The 17,914-nt window shown below is 65.3% G+C and carries 20 protein-coding genes and 1 tRNA gene; 2 read left to right on the plus strand and 19 right to left on the minus strand.

Going from position 1 to position 17,914, the window contains the following annotated elements:
- Positions 1–5: 5 nt before the first annotated feature.
- The 17 genes from nuoK to rpsO form a co-directional block, all read right to left on the minus strand.
- Entirely contained in the window at positions 6–320 is a 315-nt protein-coding gene (gene nuoK / locus LRM40_RS10225) for an NADH-quinone oxidoreductase subunit NuoK (RefSeq protein ID WP_022981277.1), read from the minus strand.
- Entirely contained in the window at positions 317–955 is a 639-nt protein-coding gene (locus LRM40_RS10230; protein WP_151123141.1) for an NADH-quinone oxidoreductase subunit J, read from the minus strand. Before LRM40_RS10230 ends, nuoK begins: the two co-directional genes overlap by 4 nt.
- 57 nt (positions 956–1,012) lie before the next feature.
- Complete coding sequence (gene nuoI / locus LRM40_RS10235) at positions 1,013–1,510, minus strand: NADH-quinone oxidoreductase subunit NuoI (protein ID WP_151123140.1); 498 nt, start codon at positions 1,508–1,510, stop codon at positions 1,013–1,015.
- A gap of 20 nt (positions 1,511–1,530) precedes the next feature.
- A complete protein-coding gene (gene nuoH / locus LRM40_RS10240; RefSeq protein ID WP_151123139.1) occupies positions 1,531–2,592 on the minus strand; it encodes an NADH-quinone oxidoreductase subunit NuoH in 1,062 nt (353 codons plus the stop codon).
- 20 nt (positions 2,593–2,612) lie between these two features.
- Positions 2,613–4,925 (minus strand): NADH-quinone oxidoreductase subunit NuoG, encoded by a 2,313-nt coding sequence (nuoG, locus tag LRM40_RS10245; RefSeq protein ID WP_151123138.1) that lies wholly within the window; start codon positions 4,923–4,925, stop codon positions 2,613–2,615.
- A 16-nt stretch (positions 4,926–4,941) separates the two neighbouring features.
- On the minus strand, positions 4,942–6,288 hold the full coding sequence (gene nuoF, locus LRM40_RS10250) for an NADH-quinone oxidoreductase subunit NuoF (RefSeq protein ID WP_151123137.1): 1,347 nt from the start codon (positions 6,286–6,288) through the stop codon (positions 4,942–4,944).
- A gap of 2 nt (positions 6,289–6,290) precedes the next feature.
- Positions 6,291–6,788 (minus strand): NADH-quinone oxidoreductase subunit NuoE family protein, encoded by a 498-nt coding sequence (locus LRM40_RS10255; protein WP_151123136.1) that lies wholly within the window; start codon positions 6,786–6,788, stop codon positions 6,291–6,293.
- A complete protein-coding gene (locus tag LRM40_RS10260; RefSeq protein WP_022981285.1) occupies positions 6,785–8,038 on the minus strand; it encodes an NADH-quinone oxidoreductase subunit D in 1,254 nt (417 codons plus the stop codon). The genes LRM40_RS10255 and LRM40_RS10260 overlap by 4 nt, the downstream gene beginning before the upstream one ends.
- 15 nt (positions 8,039–8,053) lie before the next feature.
- The gene (locus tag LRM40_RS10265; RefSeq protein ID WP_151123135.1) at positions 8,054–8,653 is read right to left on the minus strand and encodes an NADH-quinone oxidoreductase subunit C; all 600 of its coding nucleotides are present in this window, start codon (positions 8,651–8,653) and stop codon (positions 8,054–8,056) included.
- Between the two features lie 18 nt (positions 8,654–8,671).
- Positions 8,672–9,148 carry a NuoB/complex I 20 kDa subunit family protein gene (locus tag LRM40_RS10270; RefSeq protein WP_022981287.1) on the minus strand — a complete coding sequence of 159 codons (477 nt, stop codon included), beginning with the start codon at positions 9,146–9,148 and terminating at the stop codon, positions 8,672–8,674.
- A gap of 69 nt (positions 9,149–9,217) precedes the next feature.
- The gene (locus tag LRM40_RS10275; RefSeq protein WP_151123134.1) at positions 9,218–9,577 is read right to left on the minus strand and encodes an NADH-quinone oxidoreductase subunit A; all 360 of its coding nucleotides are present in this window, start codon (positions 9,575–9,577) and stop codon (positions 9,218–9,220) included.
- Between the two features lie 154 nt (positions 9,578–9,731).
- Positions 9,732–9,816, minus strand: a tRNA-Leu gene (locus LRM40_RS10280).
- 121 nt (positions 9,817–9,937) lie between these two features.
- On the minus strand, positions 9,938–10,285 hold the full coding sequence (gene secG, locus LRM40_RS10285; RefSeq protein ID WP_151123133.1) for a preprotein translocase subunit SecG: 348 nt from the start codon (positions 10,283–10,285) through the stop codon (positions 9,938–9,940).
- 44 nt (positions 10,286–10,329) lie between these two features.
- Positions 10,330–11,070, minus strand: a complete 741-nt coding sequence (gene tpiA / locus LRM40_RS10290; RefSeq protein WP_151123132.1) for a triose-phosphate isomerase — start codon at positions 11,068–11,070, stop codon at positions 10,330–10,332.
- 35 nt (positions 11,071–11,105) lie between these two features.
- Positions 11,106–12,098 (minus strand): NAD(P)H-quinone oxidoreductase, encoded by a 993-nt coding sequence (locus LRM40_RS10295; RefSeq protein ID WP_151123131.1) that lies wholly within the window; start codon positions 12,096–12,098, stop codon positions 11,106–11,108.
- A gap of 10 nt (positions 12,099–12,108) precedes the next feature.
- Positions 12,109–14,397, minus strand: a complete 2,289-nt coding sequence (gene pnp / locus LRM40_RS10300) for a polyribonucleotide nucleotidyltransferase (protein WP_151123130.1) — start codon at positions 14,395–14,397, stop codon at positions 12,109–12,111.
- A 206-nt stretch (positions 14,398–14,603) separates the two neighbouring features.
- Positions 14,604–14,873: a 30S ribosomal protein S15 gene (gene rpsO, locus LRM40_RS10305; RefSeq protein ID WP_022979007.1), complete on the minus strand. Its 270-nt coding sequence runs from the start codon at positions 14,871–14,873 to the stop codon at positions 14,604–14,606.
- Between the two features lie 355 nt (positions 14,874–15,228).
- On the opposite strand from rpsO, the gene LRM40_RS10310 reads away from it, so the two are divergent.
- Positions 15,229–16,068, plus strand: a complete 840-nt coding sequence (locus LRM40_RS10310) for a zinc metalloprotease (RefSeq protein WP_211372945.1) — start codon at positions 15,229–15,231, stop codon at positions 16,066–16,068.
- Between the two features lie 20 nt (positions 16,069–16,088).
- Here LRM40_RS10310 and tsaD read toward each other — a convergent pair whose 3' ends face one another.
- Positions 16,089–17,138 carry a tRNA (adenosine(37)-N6)-threonylcarbamoyltransferase complex transferase subunit TsaD gene (gene tsaD / locus LRM40_RS10315; RefSeq protein ID WP_151123129.1) on the minus strand — a complete coding sequence of 350 codons (1,050 nt, stop codon included), beginning with the start codon at positions 17,136–17,138 and terminating at the stop codon, positions 16,089–16,091.
- 121 nt (positions 17,139–17,259) lie between these two features.
- Here tsaD and LRM40_RS10320 point away from each other — a divergent pair, with 121 nt between their 5' ends.
- Positions 17,260–17,523: a hypothetical protein gene (locus LRM40_RS10320; RefSeq protein WP_151123128.1), complete on the plus strand. Its 264-nt coding sequence runs from the start codon at positions 17,260–17,262 to the stop codon at positions 17,521–17,523.
- Positions 17,524–17,572: 49 nt separating this feature from the next.
- Here LRM40_RS10320 and fdx read toward each other — a convergent pair whose 3' ends face one another.
- Positions 17,573–17,911 carry an ISC system 2Fe-2S type ferredoxin gene (gene fdx, locus LRM40_RS10325; RefSeq protein WP_022979010.1) on the minus strand — a complete coding sequence of 113 codons (339 nt, stop codon included), beginning with the start codon at positions 17,909–17,911 and terminating at the stop codon, positions 17,573–17,575.
- Between the last annotated feature and the right edge of the window lie 3 nt (positions 17,912–17,914).

Raw genomic sequence — 17,914 nt, forward strand, 5'->3', positions numbered from 1 at the left:
GTGCGTCAGCCCTTGAGCGAGTCGAGCTCGTCCACGGCAATCGTCGAGCGGTTGCGGAACAGCACGACCAGGATGGCCAGACCGATGGCCGACTCGGCGGCCGCCACGGTGAGGATGAAGAACACGAACACCTGCCCGGCCATGTCACCCAGGTAGTGGGAGAAGGCCACGAAGTTCATGTTCACCGCCAGCAGCATCAGCTCGATCGACATCAGCAGCACGATCAGGTTGCGGCGGTTCAGGAAGATGCCGACCACCGACAGCGCGAACAGGAAGCCGCCCAGCGTCAGGAAATGGTAGAGGGTGATGCCGTGGCTCATGCCTGGCCTCCTTCGGCGTCCTTGGGGGCGGACGGTTGTTCCACGGTCGCTGCCATCTTGACCAGGCGCAGGCGATCCGAAGCCTTGACGCGAACCTGCTCGGCCGGGTTCTGGTAGCGGCTGTCCTTGCGGTGACGCAGGGTCAGGGCAATGGCGGCGATCATGCCGACCAGCAGCAGCACCGCGGCGACCTGCAGCGGGTACAGGTACTGGGTGTAGATCTCGACGCCCAGGGCACGGGTGTTGCCCAGCTTGAGCACCGCCGGATCGAAGGCCTTGGCCACCGGCAGGTTGAAACCGGCCTTCATCACGATGGCCATCTCGATGGCGATCGCCGCACCGACCAGGGCCGCCAGCGGGAAGTGGTTCCAGAAGCCCTGGCGCAGGCTGTCGGTGTTGATGTCGAGCATCATCACCACGAACAGGAACAGCACCATCACGGCGCCGACGTAGACCAGGGCCAGCGTGATGGCCAGGAACTCGGCCTGCAGCAGCATCCAGATGCAGGATGCGTTGAAGAAGGCCAGCACCAGGAACAGGGCCGCGTGCACGGTGTTGCGGGCCGTGATCACACGGAAGCCCGCAAACAGCAACACGGCCGAGAAGATGTAGAACAGAACGGAGGTGGGATTCATGTTGTGTGCGCCCGTGAGGTGCGCCGTCCGGGGATGGCGGCTGGCCATCCCGACCGGTCAGCGGTACTTGGCGTCGGCCTCCTTGTTGGCGGCAATCTGCTTCTCATAGCGGTCACCCACCGCCAGCAACATGTCCTTGGTGTAGTACAGGTCGCCGCGCTTTTCGCCGTGGTATTCGAAGATGTGCGTCTCGACGATGGAGTCCACCGGGCAGCTCTCTTCGCAGAAGCCGCAGAAGATGCACTTGGTCAGATCGATGTCGTAGCGCGTGGTGCGGCGCGAACCGTCGGCACGCACGTCGGACTCGATGGTGATGGCCATGGCCGGGCAGACCGCCTCACACAACTTGCAGGCGATGCAGCGCTCTTCGCCGTTCTCGTAGCGGCGCAGGGCGTGCAGACCGCGGAAGCGCGGCGACAGCGGCGTCTTCTCTTCCGGGAACTGGACCGTGATGGTCGGCGAGAGGAAATGGCGACCGGTCAGCGCCAGGCCTTTCCACAGTTCCAGCAGCAGGAAGCTGGAAAAGAAGGTCTTGAGGGATGCGATTGAAGACATGGGTTGCTCTTTCTCGCGCCTTACTGCCAGATGTTGAAGGGCGACTGGATCCACAGACCCACCACGACCAGCCACACCAGGGTGATCGGGATGAAGATCTTCCAGCCCAGACGCATGATCTGGTCATAGCGGTAGCGCGGGAAGGAGGCGCGCACCCACAGGAACATCGTGACGACGACGAAAACCTTGATCGCCAGCCAGATCCAGCCCGGGATGAAATCCAGGAAGGCGACGGGGCTCAGCCAGCCGCCCAGGAAGAGCAGCACGGTCAGCATCGACACCAGGATCATGTTGGCGTACTCGGCCAGGAAGAACATGGCGAAGGACATGCCCGAGTACTCGATCATGTGCCCTGCCACGATTTCCGACTCCCCTTCCACCACGTCGAAGGGGTGGCGGTTGGTCTCGGCCAGACCCGAGATGAAATACACCATGAACACCGGCAGCAGCGGCAGCCAATTCCAGGACAGGAAGCCCAGGCCCATGCCGGCCATGTGGCCCTTGCCCTGCTGCATCACCACATCGCTGAGGTTCAAACTGCCGGTGACCATCAGCACGATCACCAAGGCGAAGCCCATGGCGATCTCGTAGCTGACCATCTGGGCCGAAGCGCGCAGCGCGCCCAAGAAGGCGTACTTCGAGTTGGAGGCCCAGCCGGCGATGATCACGCCGTACACCTCGAGCGAGGTGATGGCCATCAGGAACAGCAGGCCGGCGTTGATGTTGGCCAGCGCCACATCGGGGCCGAAGGGAATCACCGCCCACGCGGCCAGGGCCGGCATGATGGTCATGATGGGGCCCAGGAAGAACAGGCCCTTGCTGGCTGCCGTCGGCCGGATGATCTCCTTGAAGATCAGCTTGACCGCGTCGGCGATCGGGGTCAGCAGGCCGAAGGGACCCACGCGGTTGGGGCCCGGACGGATCTGCGACCAGCCGATGGCCTTGCGCTCCCAGAGGGTCAGGTAAGCCACGCAGCCCAGCAGGGGCAGCATCACCACCACGATCTTGATCAGCGACCACACGACGGGCCACAACAGGCCGCCCATCAGGGCCAGCCCGGCTTGGTAGATGTTGTCGATCATGTGAGTTCCTACCCCTGGCCTCAGGCCGCCTCGACGGTGATGGCGCCGAACATCGCACCCAGACCCGCGGTATCGGCGTGGCCAGCCGGCACACGCACCACGTTGGCAGCCAGGGAGGCGTCTTCACGGGCGGGCAGCACCACGGATGCGGCACCCTGCGACACGCGAACCTTGGCACCCGCGCTCAGGCCCAATTGCTTCCACAGTGCGGTGGGCAGACTGGCCGCCGGCGCCTGGGCGTCGCGGGTCAGCTGCAACGAGGGCGAACGACGCACCAGACTGTCGGTGCTGTAGATGGGCACATCGGCGATGCGCTGCAGGCCGGCCGACGGGGCCTGCAGGCTCACGGTCAGCGCGACGCCATTGTTCAGACGGGCGGGAATGGTCGACACGTCGCCAAGCGCCTCGGCGCGAACTTCCTCGACCGACTCCTGCTCGAAGCCCGGCAGGCCCAGCAGATTGCCCAGCACGCGCAGCACCTTCCAGGCCGGACGGGTGTCGCCCTTGCCCTGCACCACGCCGTGGAAGGACTGCACGCGCCCCTCCGCGTTCACGAAGCACCCGGCAGTCTCTGCAAAGGGCGCGATGGGCAGCATCACGTCCGCGTTGGGCACCACCGCGTCCTTGAACGAGGTCAGCGCCACCACCAGGCCCGACCCTTCCAGCGCGGCCCGGGCGGCCGCGGCATCGGCCGCGTCCAGCACCGGCTCGGTGTTCAGCAGCAGCAGCGCCTTCATCGGCTGAGACAGCATCTGACCCGCGTTCAGGCCGCCTTGCGCCGGCTGCGCCCCGACCAACTGCGCGCCCACCGTGTTGGCGGCCTCGGTCAGATAGCCCACCGCGGCGCCCGTCTGAGCCCCGATCCAATTGGCCAGAGCCAGCAGCGTGGCTGCCTGCGGGTGTTGTGCCGCGGCATTGCCCAGCAGGATGGCCGAGCTCTGGCCGGACAGCAGCGCCTGCGCCACGGCCTCGGCTTCGGTCGACACCAGCGCGGTGGCCGGTGCCGCCACACCCTTGGCAGATGCCACGTAGCCAGCCACATTGGCCAGGGCCTGGGCCCAGTCGGCCGGCGCGGCCGTCACCGTGCCGCTCAGCGGCATGGCCCAATCGTCATGCACGGCATTCAGGCTGAAGACCTGGGCACCGCGGCGAACGGCCTGGCGGATCCGCTGCGCGAACAGCGGGTGATCCTTGCGCAGGAAGGAACCCACGACGAAAGCGCGGTCCAGGGTGGACAGCGAGGCAATCGGCATCCCGAGCCAGCGCACGCCCTGCCCCACCGTGAAATCGGCATGGCGCAGACGGTGGTCGATGTTGTCGCTGCCCAGGCCACGCACGAGCTTGGCCAGCAGATGCAGTTCTTCCACCGTGCTGTGGGCAGAGCCCAGGGCGCCGATGCCTGCGGCACCGAACTCGGCCTTGACCCGCTTGAGCCCGTCGGCGACGTAACCCAGCGCGGTGTTCCAGTCCACCGACATCCACTGGCCACCCTGCTTGATCATCGGGGTGGTCAGACGCTGTTCGCTGTTCAGGGCTTCGTAGCTGAAACGGTCACGGTCGGCCAGCCAGCACTCGTTCACGTCCTCGTTCTCGAGCGGAACAACGCGCAGAACCTGGTGGTTCTTGACCTGGACGATCAGATTGGCACCGGTGGAGTCGTGCGGGCTGACGCTCTTGCGACGCGACAGTTCCCAAGTGCGGGCGCTGTAGCGGAAGGGCTTGCTGGTCAGCGCACCGACCGGGCACAGGTCGATCATGTTGCCCGACAGCTCGGAGTCCACCGTCTGGCCAACGAAGGTCGTGATCTCGGAGTGCTCGCCACGGTTCTGCATGCCCAGCTCCATCACGCCGGCCACTTCCTGGCCAAAGCGCACGCAGCGGGTGCAGTGGATGCAGCGGCTCATCTCTTCCATGGAGATCAGCGGGCCCACGTTCTTGTGGAAGACGACGCGCTTCTCTTCTTCGTAGCGCGAGGCACCAGCACCGTAGCCCACCGCCAGATCCTGCAGCTGGCATTCGCCGCCCTGGTCGCAGATCGGGCAGTCCAGCGGGTGGTTGATCAGCAGGAATTCCATGACGGACTTCTGCGCCACCACGGCCTTCTCGCTCTTGGTGCGCACCACCATGCCCTGGGTGACGGGCGTGGCGCAGGCCGGCATCGGCTTGGGTGCCTTCTCCACGTCCACCAGGCACATGCGGCAGTTGGCCGCGATGGAGAGCTTCTTGTGATAGCAGAAGTGCGGGATGTAGGTGCCAGCCGCATCGGCCGCATGCATCACCATGCTGCCTTCGGGCACCGAAACCTTCTTGCCGTCGAGTTCGATTTCCAACATATCGTGTGTGCCCCGCTCAGACGTAGGCCGGGACCATGCAGGTCTTGTGTTCGATGTGGTGCGCGAACTCGTCGCGGAAATGCTTCAGCATCCCGCGCACCGGCATCGCGGCGGCATCGCCCAGGGCGCAGATGGTGCGGCCCATGATGTTGCCGGCCACGCTGTCCAGCAGTTCGAGGTCTTCGGCACGGCCGTGACCGTTCTCGATGCGGTCCACCACGCGCCACAGCCAACCCGTGCCTTCGCGGCAGGGCGTGCACTGGCCACAGGACTCGTGCGAGTAGAAGTAGGACAGGCGCTGCAGGCTCTTGACCATGCAGCGGGTCTCGTCCATCACGATGACGGCGCCGGAGCCCAGCATCGAGCCGGCCTTGCTGATGGAGTCATAGTCCATCGTGCAGTCCATCATGATGGATGCCGGCAGCACGGGTGCGGACGAACCGCCCGGGATCACCGCCTTGAGCCTCTTGCCGCCCTTCACACCGCCGGCGAGTTCCAGCAGCTTGGAGAACGGCGTGCCCATCGGAATCTCGTAGTTGCCCGGACGCTCCACGTCGCCGACCATCGAGAAGATCTTGGTGCCGCCGTTGTTGGGCTTGCCGCACTCGAGGTAGGCCTGGCCGCCGTTGCGGATGATCCAGGGCACCGCCGCGAAGGTCTCGGTGTTGTTGATGGTGGTGGGCTTGCCGTACAGGCCGAAGCTGGCCGGGAACGGCGGCTTGAAGCGGGGCTGCCCCTTCTTGCCTTCGATCGACTCCAGCAGCGCGGTCTCTTCGCCGCAGATGTAGGCACCGAAACCGTGGTGGGCGTGCAGATTGAAGCTGAAACCGCTGCCCAGGATGTTGTCACCCAGCAGACCGGCGGCACGCGCCTCGTCCAGGGCTTCCTCGAAGCGGTCGTAGACCTCGAAGATCTCGCCGTGGATGTAGTTGTAGCCCTGGCTGATGCCCATCGCGTAGGCGGCAATGGCCATGCCCTCGATCACGATGTGCGGGTTGTAGCGCAGGATGTCGCGGTCCTTGCAGGTCCCGGGCTCGCCCTCGTCGGAGTTGCACACCAGGTACTTCTGACCCGGGAATGCGCGGGGCATGAAACTCCACTTCAGGCCCGTCGGGAAGCCGGCGCCGCCACGGCCGCGCAGACCGGACGCCTTCACCTCGGCGATCACCTGGTCCTGCGTCAGACCTTCGCCGCCGTCCTTGCCCAGGATCTTGCGCAGGGCCTGGTAGCCACCGCGCGCCAGGTAATCCTGCAGGCGCCAGTTGCTGCCGGTCAGCCCGGCATAGATCTGGGCGCCGATGTGGCGGTCATGGAAACAGGTCTCCAGGCCGGTGGCCTGGAAACGGGAGAGATCCAGTGCCATGGTCAGACCGCCTTTCCTGCTTCCGAGCGGATCAGGTCGATCATCTCGTCGAGCTTCTGGTTGCTCATGTAGCTCAGCATCTGGCGGTCGTTGACCAGCATCACCGGCGCATCGGCACAGGCGCCCAGGCATTCGCACTTGGCCACGGTGAACAGACCGTCCGCGGTGGTGCCGCCATCCTCCACACCCAGCTTCTCGCACAGGTGCTCCAGCGCCTGCTGGCCGTTGCGCAGCTGGCACGGGAGGTTGGTGCAGACGTTCAGCTTGAACTTGCCGACCGGCTGCTGGTTGTACATGTTGTAGAAGGAGGTGACCTCGTGCACCGCGATGGCGGGCATGCCCAGGTACTCGGCGATCTGGGCCTCGGCTTCGGAGGACACCCAGCCCTGCTCCTGCTGCACGATGGACAGGCAGGCCATCACGGCCGACTGCGCCTGCTCCTTGGGGTACTTGGCCACTTCCTTGGCGAAGCGGGCCTTGGTGGCGTCAGAAAGTGTCATCGATCGATCTCGCCAAACACGATGTCCATGGTGCCGATCACCGCGACGGCGTCGGCAATCATGTGGCCGCGCGCCATCTCGTCGAGCGCGGCAAGGTGGGCAAAGCCCGGGGCGCGGATCTTCAGGCGGTACGGCTTGTTGGCGCCGTCGCTGACCATGTAGATACCGAATTCACCCTTCGGATGCTCGACGGCGGCATAGGCCTCGCCTTCGGGCACGTGGAAGCCTTCGGTGAAGAGCTTGAAGTGATGGATCAGCTCTTCCATGCTCGACTTCATCTCGACCCGCTTGGGCGGCGCCACCTTGTGGTTGTCGGTGATCACCGGCCCCGGGTTGGCACGCAGCCAGTCGACGCACTGCTTGATGATGCGGTTGGACTGGCGCATCTCGGCCACGCGGACCAGGTAGCGATCGTAGGTGTCACCGTTCTTGCCCACCGGCACGTCGAAGTCCATGTTGGCATAGACATCGTAGGGCTGGGTCTTGCGCAGGTCCCAGGCCACGCCGGAACCGCGCAGCATCGGGCCGGAGAAACCCATGTTCAGGGCACGCTCGGGCGAAACCACGCCGATGCCGACCGTGCGCTGCTTCCAGATGCGGTTGTCGGTCAGCAGGGTCTCGTAGTCGTCGACGTTCTTCGGGAAGCGCGCGCAGAAGTCGTCGATGAAGTCCAGCATCGAACCCTGGCGGTTCTCGTTGAGCTTCTTGATCGCGCGCTCGTTGCGGATCTTGCTCGCCTGGTACTGCGGCATGGTGTCCGGCAGATCGCGGTAGACACCGCCCGGACGGAAGTAGGCCGCGTGCATGCGGGCACCGGACACGGCTTCGTACAGGTCGAACAGGTCTTCGCGTTCGCGGAACGCGTAGATGAGGATGTTCATCGCCCCGCAGTCGATGCCGTGCGCGCCGATCCACAACAGGTGGTTCAGCAGACGGGTGATCTCCGAGAACATCACGCGGATGTACTGGGCGCGCAGCGGCACCTCGATGCCCAGCAACCGCTCGGTGGCCAGGCAATAGGCGTGCTCATTGCACATCATCGACACGTAGTCCAGCCGGTCCATGTAGGGCAGCGACTGGATGAAGGTCTTCTGCTCGGCCAGCTTCTCGGTGGCGCGGTGCAACAGGCCGATGTGCGGGTCAGCGCGCTGGATGACCTCGCCGTCGAGCTCCAGCACGAGGCGCAGCACGCCATGCGCGGCCGGGTGCTGCGGACCGAAGTTCAGGGTGTAATTCTTGATGTCTGCCATGACGGGTTCCCGGGCTCAGTGCAGGCCGCCGTAGTTGTCTTCGCGGACCACGCGCGGAGTGATCTCGCGCGGCTCGATGGTCACCGGCTGGTAGACCACGCGCCGGGTCTCGGCGTCGTAGCGCATCTCGACATGGCCGGAAACAGGGAAGTCCTTGCGCATCGGATGGCCGATGAAGCCGTAGTCGGTCAGGATGCGACGCAGGTCCTGGTGACCTTCGAAGATGATGCCGTACAGGTCGAAGGCCTCGCGCTCGAACCAGTTGGCCGAGTTCCAGATGTCGTTGACCGAGGCCACCATCGGCAGGTCGTCGTCCGGCGCGAAGACCTTCAGACGCACGCGCCAGTTCAGCGAAACAGACAGCAGGTGCGTCACCACCATGAAGCGGGGCCCCTCCCAGGGCTCGTTGCGGTAGGTGGACATGTCCATGCCGCACAGGTCGATCAGTTGCTCGAACTGGAGCCGGGAATCGTCGTGCAGCGCCTGGGCGACGCCCAGGTAATCCGCGGCCTTGACCGTGATGGTGATCTCGCCGCGCTCGCGCTGGAGGCGCTGGATGCGCTCGCCCAGCACGTCCGTCAGGGCGGCTTGCAGGTTGTCGAGTTTCTGCGTCATGTGTGGACCCACCCGCGCTCAGCGGGCAATGGTGTTTTCGCGCCGGATCTTGGCCTGCAGCTGCAGGATGCCGTACAGCAGGGCTTCCGCCGTGGGCGGACAGCCGGGGACATACACATCCACCGGCACGATGCGATCGCAGCCACGCACCACCGAGTAGCTGTAGTGGTAGTAACCGCCGCCGTTGGCACAGGAGCCCATGGAAAGCACCCAGCGCGGCTCGGCCATCTGGTCATAGACCTTGCGCAGGGCCGGCGCCATCTTGTTGCACAGCGTGCCCGCCACGATCATCAGATCGGACTGACGGGGACTGGGGCGGAACAACATGCCGAAACGGTCGATGTCGTAGCGCGCCGCACCGGCGTGCATCATCTCGACCGCGCAGCAGGCCAGACCAAAGGTCATGGGCCAGAGCGAGCCCGTCTTGGACCAGTTCACCAGCTTGTCAACCGAGGTGGTGACAAAGCCTTCCTTCAGAATGCCTTCATTACCCATGTGTAGTGTGCTTCTCGCTGTGGTCGTGACATCCCGGGAGGGATGCCGCCTCGAACACCCGGCCGGGGATCACTCCCAGTCGAGAGCGCCCTTCTTCCATTCGTAGGCAAAGCCGACCACCAGGATCGACAGGAAAACCATCATCGCCCAGAAACCTGACGCCCCAATGTCTTTGAGCGAAACAGCCCAAGGGAACAGGAAGGCGATTTCCAAGTCGAACAGGATGAACAGGATCGCCACCAGGTAGTAGCGAACATCGAACTTCATGCGGGCATCTTCGAAGGCCTCGAAGCCGCACTCGTAGGGCGAGTTCTTTTCGGCATCCGGCCGATTGGGGCCCAGCAGAAAGCCCAGCACCTGCGGGGCAACCCCGACCAGCGCTCCGACCAGAATGAAGAGAATGACGGGAAGATAGGGTTGCAGGTCCATGGTCGGCGGGTTCCAGCAGTCGTCAAAAGCGCATCCGGACAATGAAAAGGGCGCGCCCCCTGAGGCCCACGGCCCCAGGCACTGCGCGCCCAGCCTTCCCCGATGACCTCAGGGCGCTCGGCAGGACTCCGGATGAAGGCCCTGCCGATGAATCTGGTGCCGACGGCGAGACTCGAACTCGCACAGCTTTCGCCACTACCCCCTCAAGATAGCGTGTCTACCAATTTCACCACGTCGGCGTGGTTCAGTCCTGTCTAGTGTCTGTCCAGTTTGCGTGAGGTGTTGCTCACTGAACAGCCATCGATTCTAGCCTGAAAAATGACTTAACTCATCTTTCACGCGGTCTGTTCAAACAGATTGTCAGTTCGATGCACCGGAAGCAGGCACCTGGACTGCCGTGGGGATCTGGGGCACGGCCGGCGCGGCCTTTTCCAGCACGCTGCCAGTGTCCGCCGGCTGGGCACGCGACACGCTGTTGGACATGAACGCCAAGCCCAGCGTCGCCAGGAAGAACACCGTGGCACACACCGCCGTGGTGCGCGACAGGAAGCTGGCACTGCCGGTGGCACCGAACAGGCTGCCCGAAGCCCCGCTACCGAACGAGGCCCCCATGTCGGCCCCCTTGCCGTGCTGCACCAGCACCAAGCCGATCATGACGATGGCAGCCACCATTTGCAGCACGACCAGCAGGTTCATCCAGATATGCATGAATTCTTACTCCAAAGATTGATGTGTACGGTGCCGAGCCGTCCTCAGCCGGCCGCGCGACAAATGGCCACGAAGTCTTCCGCCTTCAGGGCGGCGCCGCCGATCAGGCCACCGTCGATGTCGGCCTGGGCAAACAGGCTGGCCGCGTTATCCGGCTTCACACTGCCACCATAGAGCAGCACCATGGTGTCCGCGCGGGGCGTGGCCGCCTTCAGCTGGGCCCGCAGCACGGCATGCACCGCCTGGGCCTGCTCGGGCGTGGCCGTGCGCCCGGTGCCAATGGCCCAGACCGGCTCATAAGCCACCACCATCTCGCCCACGCAGTGCGCCAGCTTCTGGATCACTGCCGACAACTGACGCTTGACCACCGCTTCAGTTTCCCCCGCGTCGCGCTGCGCCAGGGTCTCGCCCACGCAGACGATGGGGGTGATGCCTCGCGCCAGCGCCGCCTTGGCCTTGTCGGCCACCACCTGGTCCGACTCGCCATGGTAGGCGCGGCGCTCGGAGTGACCGACGATGGCATAGCGGCAGCCGAACTCAGCCAGCATGCCCGCGGACACCTCACCGGTGTAGGCGCCTTGCTCGTGCGCCGAACAATCCTGAGCCCCCCAGCGCAGATCGGTGTTGGCCAGGGTCACGGCCGTTTCGGACAGGTAGGGAAACGGCACACACACCGCCACATCGCAAGCGAAGGGGCGCGCCCCCACGATGCCGGCCAGCAGCTCGGCATTGCCCTTGTGGCTGCCGTGCATCTTCCAATTGCCAACCACCAACTTGCGTCGCATGGAACCTCTCTTGTCTCTCGATTCTTCTGCGGCCTTCAGGCCGCCCAGTCCAGCACGATCTTGCCGACATGCTGGCTGGATTCCATCAGCGCATGGGCCTCGGCCGCCCGGGCCGCCGGGAACACCTGTTCGATCACCGGCTTGATGCGACCCGCCGCCAGCAGGGGCCAGACCTTTTCGCGCAACGCGGCGGCAATGGCCCCCTTGAAGGCGACCGGGCGCGGACGCAGTGTCGAGCCCGTGATCGTCAAGCGGCGACGCAGGACCTCACCGGCGTTGAACTCGCTCTTCACGCCCCCCTGGATGGCGATGATCACGATGCGACCATCGTCGGCCAGACAGGACACCTCGCGGGCGACATAGTCACCGGCCACCATGTCCAGCACCACATCGGCACCACGACCAGCCGTGAGGCGCTTGACCTCTTCGGCGAAGTCCTGGGCGCGGTAGTTGATGGCATGGTCGGCGCCCAGCGCCACGCAAGCCGCGCACTTCTCGTCGCTGCCGGCGGTGACGATCACGGTTGCCCCCAGGGCCTTGCCCAGCTGGATGGCCGTGACACCAATGCCACTGCCTCCCCCCTGCACCAGCAGGGTCTCCCCCGCCTGCAGACGCCCGCGGTCGAACACGTTCGACCAGACGGTGAAGAAGGTCTCGGGCAGACTGGCCGCCTCGATCAGACTCAGACCGTCCGGCACCGGCAGGCATTGGGCCAGCGGCACCACGCACAACTCGGCATAACCGCCGCCGGCCACCAGACCACACACCGCATCGCCCAGCGCAAAGCCGGCGGCGGCCAGTTCGGCAGCATCGCCTGCGACGATCTCACCCGCGATCTCCAGACCCGGCAGGTCGGAGGCGCCCGGCGGGGGCGCGTAGGCGCCCTTGCGCTGCAGCACATCCGGACGGTTGACGCCGGAGGCTCGCACACGCACCAGAACTTCGCCAGCCCCGGGGGCCGGGTCGGGGCGAACCGCCTCGACCAGGACCTCGGGCTTGCCGAAGCGGGTGATCTCGATCGCACGCATCGGTGTCGGCTTACTGCTGCTGTTGCTGCTGCTGGGCGACACCGTTGTCCGTCACAGCCTCGGGCGCCGGCTGCTGCTCGGCGCGCTCACGACGGGGACGCTCGCTGCGCTCACCGCGCTCGCCGCGGTCACGGCGCTCGCCACGGTCACCGCGGTCACCACGCTCGCGCGGAGCACGCTCGTAGCGCTCTTCCTCCATGCCTTCCGGACGCTCCTGCAGCGCCTTCATGGACAGCTTGATGCGACCCTTCTCGTCGGTCTCCAGCACCTTGACCTTGACGATCTGGCCTTCCTTCAGGAAGTCCTCGACCTTCTCGACGCGCTGGTGGGCGATCTGACTGATGTGCAGCAAACCATCCTTGCCCGGCAGGATGTTGACCAGGGCGCCGAAGTCCAGGATCTTGGTGACCGGGCCTTCGTAGACCTTGCCCACTTCCGCCTCGGCGGTGATCTCGGTGATGCGCTTCTTGGCGAACTCGGCCTTGTCGGCATCGGTCGAGGCGATGGTGATGGTGCCGTCTTCGCCGATGTCGATCGTGCAGCCGGTTTCCTCGGTCAGCGCACGGATGGTGGCGCCGCCCTTGCCGATCACGTCACGGATCTTCTCCGGGTTGATCTTCATGGTGTACAGGCGCGGCGCGAACTGCGAGACCTCGGTCTTGGCGCCGCCCATGGCTTCCACCATCTTGCCCAGGATGTGCATGCGCGCTTCCTTGGCCTGGGCCAGAGCGACCTGCATGATTTCCTTGGTGATGCCCTGGATCTTGATGTCCATCTGCAGCGCGGTCACGCCCTGCGTGGTGCCAGCCACCTTGAAGTCCATGTCACCCAGGTGATCTTCGTCGCCCAGGATGTCGGTCAGCACCGCAAAGCGGTTGTCCTCCTTGATCAGGCCCATGGCGATGCCAGCCACATGGGCCTTCATCGGCACGCCAGCGTCCATCAGTGCCAGGCAGCCACCGCAAACCGAGGCCATCGACGAAGAGCCGTTGGATTCGGTGATCTCGGAGACCACGCGGATGCTGTAGGGGAAGTCTTCCTTATCCGGCAGGCAGGCCACCAGGGCGCGCTTGGCCAGACGGCCATGGCCGATTTCGCGGCGCTTGGGGCTGCCGACGCGGCCCGTTTCGCCGGTGGCGAACGGAGGCATGTTGTAGTGCAGCATGAAGCGCTCGCTGTACTCGCCCGCCAGCGCGTCGATCACCTGGGCGTCGCGGTCGGTGCCCAGCGTGGCGGCCACCAGGGCCTGGGTCTCGCCACGGGTGAACAGCGCCGAGCCGTGGGCGCGCGGCAGCACGCTGTTGCGGATCTCGATCGGACGCACGGTGCGGGTGTCACGACCGTCGATGCGGGGCTCACCGGCCAGGATCTGGCCACGCACGATGCGGGCCTCGATCTCGAACAGCAGGCCGTCGACCTCGACGCCGTCGAAGGTGAGGCCCTGCTCGGTCAGCGCAGCCTTGACGGCAGCGTAGGCCTCGCGGCAAGCCTGGGTGCGGGCCTGCTTGGAGCGGATCTGGTAGGCGGCGCGCAGCTGCGGCTCGGCCAGTTCGGTCACCTTGGCGATGAAGGCCTCGTCCTTGGCCGGCGCCTTCCAGTCCCAGACGGGCTTGCCGGCCTCACGCACCAGTTCGTGGATGGCGTTGATCGCCACCTTGCCCTGGTCATGGCCGTACACCACGGCGCCCAGCATCACGTCCTCGGACAGCTGGTCGGCCTCGGATTCCACCATCAGCACGGCGGCTTCGGTGCCCGCCACGACCAGATCCAGCTTGGAATCGGCCAGCTGGGTCTTGCCCGGGTTCAGCACGTATTCGCCGTTGACATAGCCCACGCGGGCGGCGCCGATCGGGCCGTTGAACGGGATGCCGGACACGGCCAGCGCGGCCGAGGTGGCGATCATGGCGGCGATGTCGGCCTGCACCTCGGGGTTCAGGCTCAGCACATGGACGACGACCTGGACTTCGTTGAAGAAGCCCTCGGGGAACAGGGGGCGGATCGGGCGGTCGATCAGGCGGCTGGTCAGGGTCTCCAGCTCGCTGGGGCGGCCTTCGCGCTTGAAGAAGCTGCCCGGGATCTTGCCGGCGGCGTAGGTCTTCTCGATGTAGTCGACCGTCAGCGGGAAGAAGTCCTGGCCCGGCTTGGGCTCGGTCTTGGCGACCACGGTGGCCAGCACCACGGTGTCTTCGATGTTGACGATGACGGCACCGCTGGACTGGCGGGCGATCTCGCCGGTTTCCATGGTGACCTGATGCTGGCCCCACTGGAAGGTCTTGGTGACTTTGTTGAACATGCTCATGGATGTCTCCGGTGAACGCGGCGCTCTTGGCGGCGGCGCCGTGGGACCGGGAGTCACCGTGTCGGGCGGTATGCCATTCCAGGGTGAGGGACACGCCCCCACTTTGGAATGACACGACAGTACCCCGAACCCGGTTGCACTCCGAAAAAACAAAGAGCCTGTGCTGGGTGGAACTCCAGACAGGCTCTTGACCAGCGATGCCTGGCTTACTTGCGCAGGCCCAGCTTCTGGATCAGTGCAGTGTAGCGCTCGGCATCCTTGCCCTTCAGGTAGGCCAGCAGGCGCTTGCGCTGGTTGACCATCTTCAGCAGACCGCGGCGGCCATGATGATCCTTGGCGTGGGTCTTGAAGTGAGGGGTCAGCTCGTTGATGCGAGCGGTCAGCAGGGCCACCTGGACTTCGGGGGAGCCGGTATCGGCGGCGCTGCGGGCATGGGCCTTGACGATGTCGGCCTTGTTGAGGTCTGCCACGGACATGGCGATTTCCTTTGTTTGGGATTCCGCCACACCCGGAACACCCCTTGGCGGGGCGACCTGGACGCCTGCGGTTTCCGTTGATGACTTGCGGTCGCAGGTGAAACCAACCCGCGCCGTGCTCTTCCATCCGGGATGATTCCCGAACGAAGCGTTGGATTCTAAACCAAAGTCCTCGCTTGCACCAGCACGCCCGCCGGGAACTCCGGGTCGACCCGACGCCAGACTGGGGATGGCCCACGGCCGGGCAGCAAGAACAATCCCAGATTCAGGGCGCAGAGGCCGCCCATCCACCCGATCAGCCACCCGATAGAGGGAGCCTATCTTGAGACCCCTGCTGCAACGCGCACTGCTCTCCTTGAGCCTTCTGACCGGCATCGCCAGCGCCCAGGCTGCGACGGATGACATCCTCAGCCACCGCTGCATGACCGTGGCCCCCGAAGCCAGCGAGCGGGCCCGCATCGATGAGCGGCTGATGAGCTTTCTGCGGGAGCGCCACGCCCGCGGCCTGGCCACCGCCCGCAATCCCGGCTCGGTGACGGTCCCGGTCTGGTTCCATGTGATCAACCAGGGCAGCGGAGCCGCCAACGGCGACGTGCCGCAGAGCCAGATCGATGACCAGATCACCGTGCTGAATGCCGCCTACGCCAGCACCCCCTTCCGGTTCACGCTGGCAGCCGTGGACCGCACCACCAACGCCGCCTGGTTCGCCATGACCCCGGGCAGCACGGCCGAAAACCAGGCCAAGAAGGCGCTGCGCCAGGGCGGCGCGGAAACGCTGAACCTGTACTCCGCCAACCCGAGTGGCGGCCTGCTGGGCTGGGCGACCTTCCCTTCGGATTACAGCCGCGCGCCGACACAGGATGGCGTGGTGGTGCTGTACAGCAGCGTGCCAGGAGGCGGCGCCGCCCCCTACGACGAAGGCGACACCGGCACGCACGAGATCGGCCATTGGCTGGGCCTGTACCACACCTTCCAAGGTGGCTGCACCGCTTCGGGCGACCAAGTCAATGACACGCCATCCGAGCGTTCAGCGGCCTACGGCTGCCCCACCGGGCGTGACAGCTGCCGCCGCAAGGCAGGCTTGGACCCGATCACCAACTTCATGGACTACACCGACGACGCCTGCATGAACCAGTTCACCTCAGGCCAGGTCGCGCGCATGGACCAGATGCACCTGCAGTACCGCAGCAACTGAGCGACAGCGGCCGGGGCCGATCAGGCGTCGGCCAAGTCCCAGCGCGGACGCACCTCGAAACTGTAGGCACGCGAAGGCTGCACCAGCCCCGCCTGCCAGCGCATGGCGGCCGCCAGCGCGATCATCGCGCCGTTGTCGGTGCACAGCGCCAGTTCGGGATAATGAACGCGCCAGCGCCGGCGCGCCGCCACAGCGTCCAGCTGAGCGCGCAATGCACGGTTCGCGCTGACGCCGCCCGCCACCACCAGCCGGTTCAGCCCGGTGGCCTTCATCGCCTTGATGGACTTCTGCACCAGCACATCCACGATGGCTGCCTGGGCGCTGGCCGCGAGATCCGCCCGCGCGGCATCCGACGGATCAGGCCCCATTTTCTGCAGCGTCGTCATCACCGCCGTCTTCAGCCCGGCAAAAGAAAAATCCAGATTGGGTTGGTGCAGCAAAGGCCGTGGCAAGGCAAAGGCGTCGGCCCGCCCACTTTCTGCCAAACGGGCCAGCGCCGGCCCGCCCGGGTAGCCCAGCCCCAGCAGCTTGGCTGATTTGTCGAAGGCTTCGCCTGCGGCGTCGTCGATGGTTTCACCCAAAAGCTCATACGAGCCCACGCCATCCACGCGCATCAGTTGCGTGTGCCCACCGGACACCAGCAGGGCCACAAAAGGAAACTCCGGCGGATCGGCGGACAAGAAGGGAGAAAGCAGATGCCCCTCCAGGTGATGCACAGGCAAGGTGGGCCGGCCCAGCGCCGCCGCCAGGGACGTGGCGATGCCGGCCCCCACTAGCAGCGCCCCCGCCAGCCCCGGCCCCTGGGTGTAGGCCACGGCATCCACATCCTTCAATTCGACCCCGGCCGCGCGCAAAGCCTCGCGCGCCAAGGGAATCGCACGCCGCACATGATCACGCGAGGCCAGTTCCGGCACCACGCCGCCATAGGCCTGGTGCATCTGGATTTGGCTGTGCAAGGCCTGCCCCAGCAGTTGCGGCACCCCGGCGGGGCCGCAGCGCACCACCGCCACACCGGTTTCATCGCAGGAGGATTCGAATCCCAGCACCAGGGCGGAGGCAGTGACTGTCACGAAATTTCGCAATTTGCTTGATCGAGGGCTAGCATATTGTCACCAAAACTGGTGAGAATCAGCGCGTTGTGTATCGATGAGGGCGTCACAAACGCCCCACCCTTCCGAGGACGTTGGGACCATGAAGGAATACAAGATCACGGCTTGGCCCGATTTGCCCGCTGAGTTTCGCCGAACCGCCTACCGGCGCATGGTGAGCGAGCTCTCGCAGCGCTATGTCACCGAAACCCACTTGCAGAAGTGCACCGGCGCGTCGGCCCACGATGTCACCCGCCTGCTCAGCCATCTGAACACCTGCGAGTTGCTGGATGCACGGGAAGCCGAGGAAGAACTTCCCAAGCGCCGCCTCCTGAGCTGGCCTTTCCAACTGTTCGCCAGCCACTGACCCCCTTCAAAAGACCGCCCTGCTCCCTGGAGCCCGGCGGTTTCTGGCATCAGTGGTTCTCGCGTGCGTGGTTGATCGTGTACTTCGGGATCTCGATGGTCACATCCTCGGTCCCCACGATGGCCTGGCACGACAGCCGCGAGGTCGGCGTGAGCCCCCAGGCCTTGTCCAGCAGGTCTTCCTCGATCTCGTCAGGCTCCCCCAGGGAGCGGTAGCCCTGCTTCACCACCACATGGCAGGTGGTGCAGGCACAACTCATCTCGCAGGCATGTTCGATGGCGATGCCGTGGTCGAGCAAGGCTTCGCAGATGGAGGTGCCGGTGGGGGCCTCGATGTCACCGCCTTCGGGACACAGACTGGCGTGCGGCAGGATGTGGATGATCGGCATGGT

It is taken from the genome of Ideonella dechloratans (assembly GCF_021049305.1).
Taxonomy (GTDB): Bacteria; Pseudomonadota; Gammaproteobacteria; order Burkholderiales; family Burkholderiaceae_C; genus Ideonella; species Ideonella dechloratans.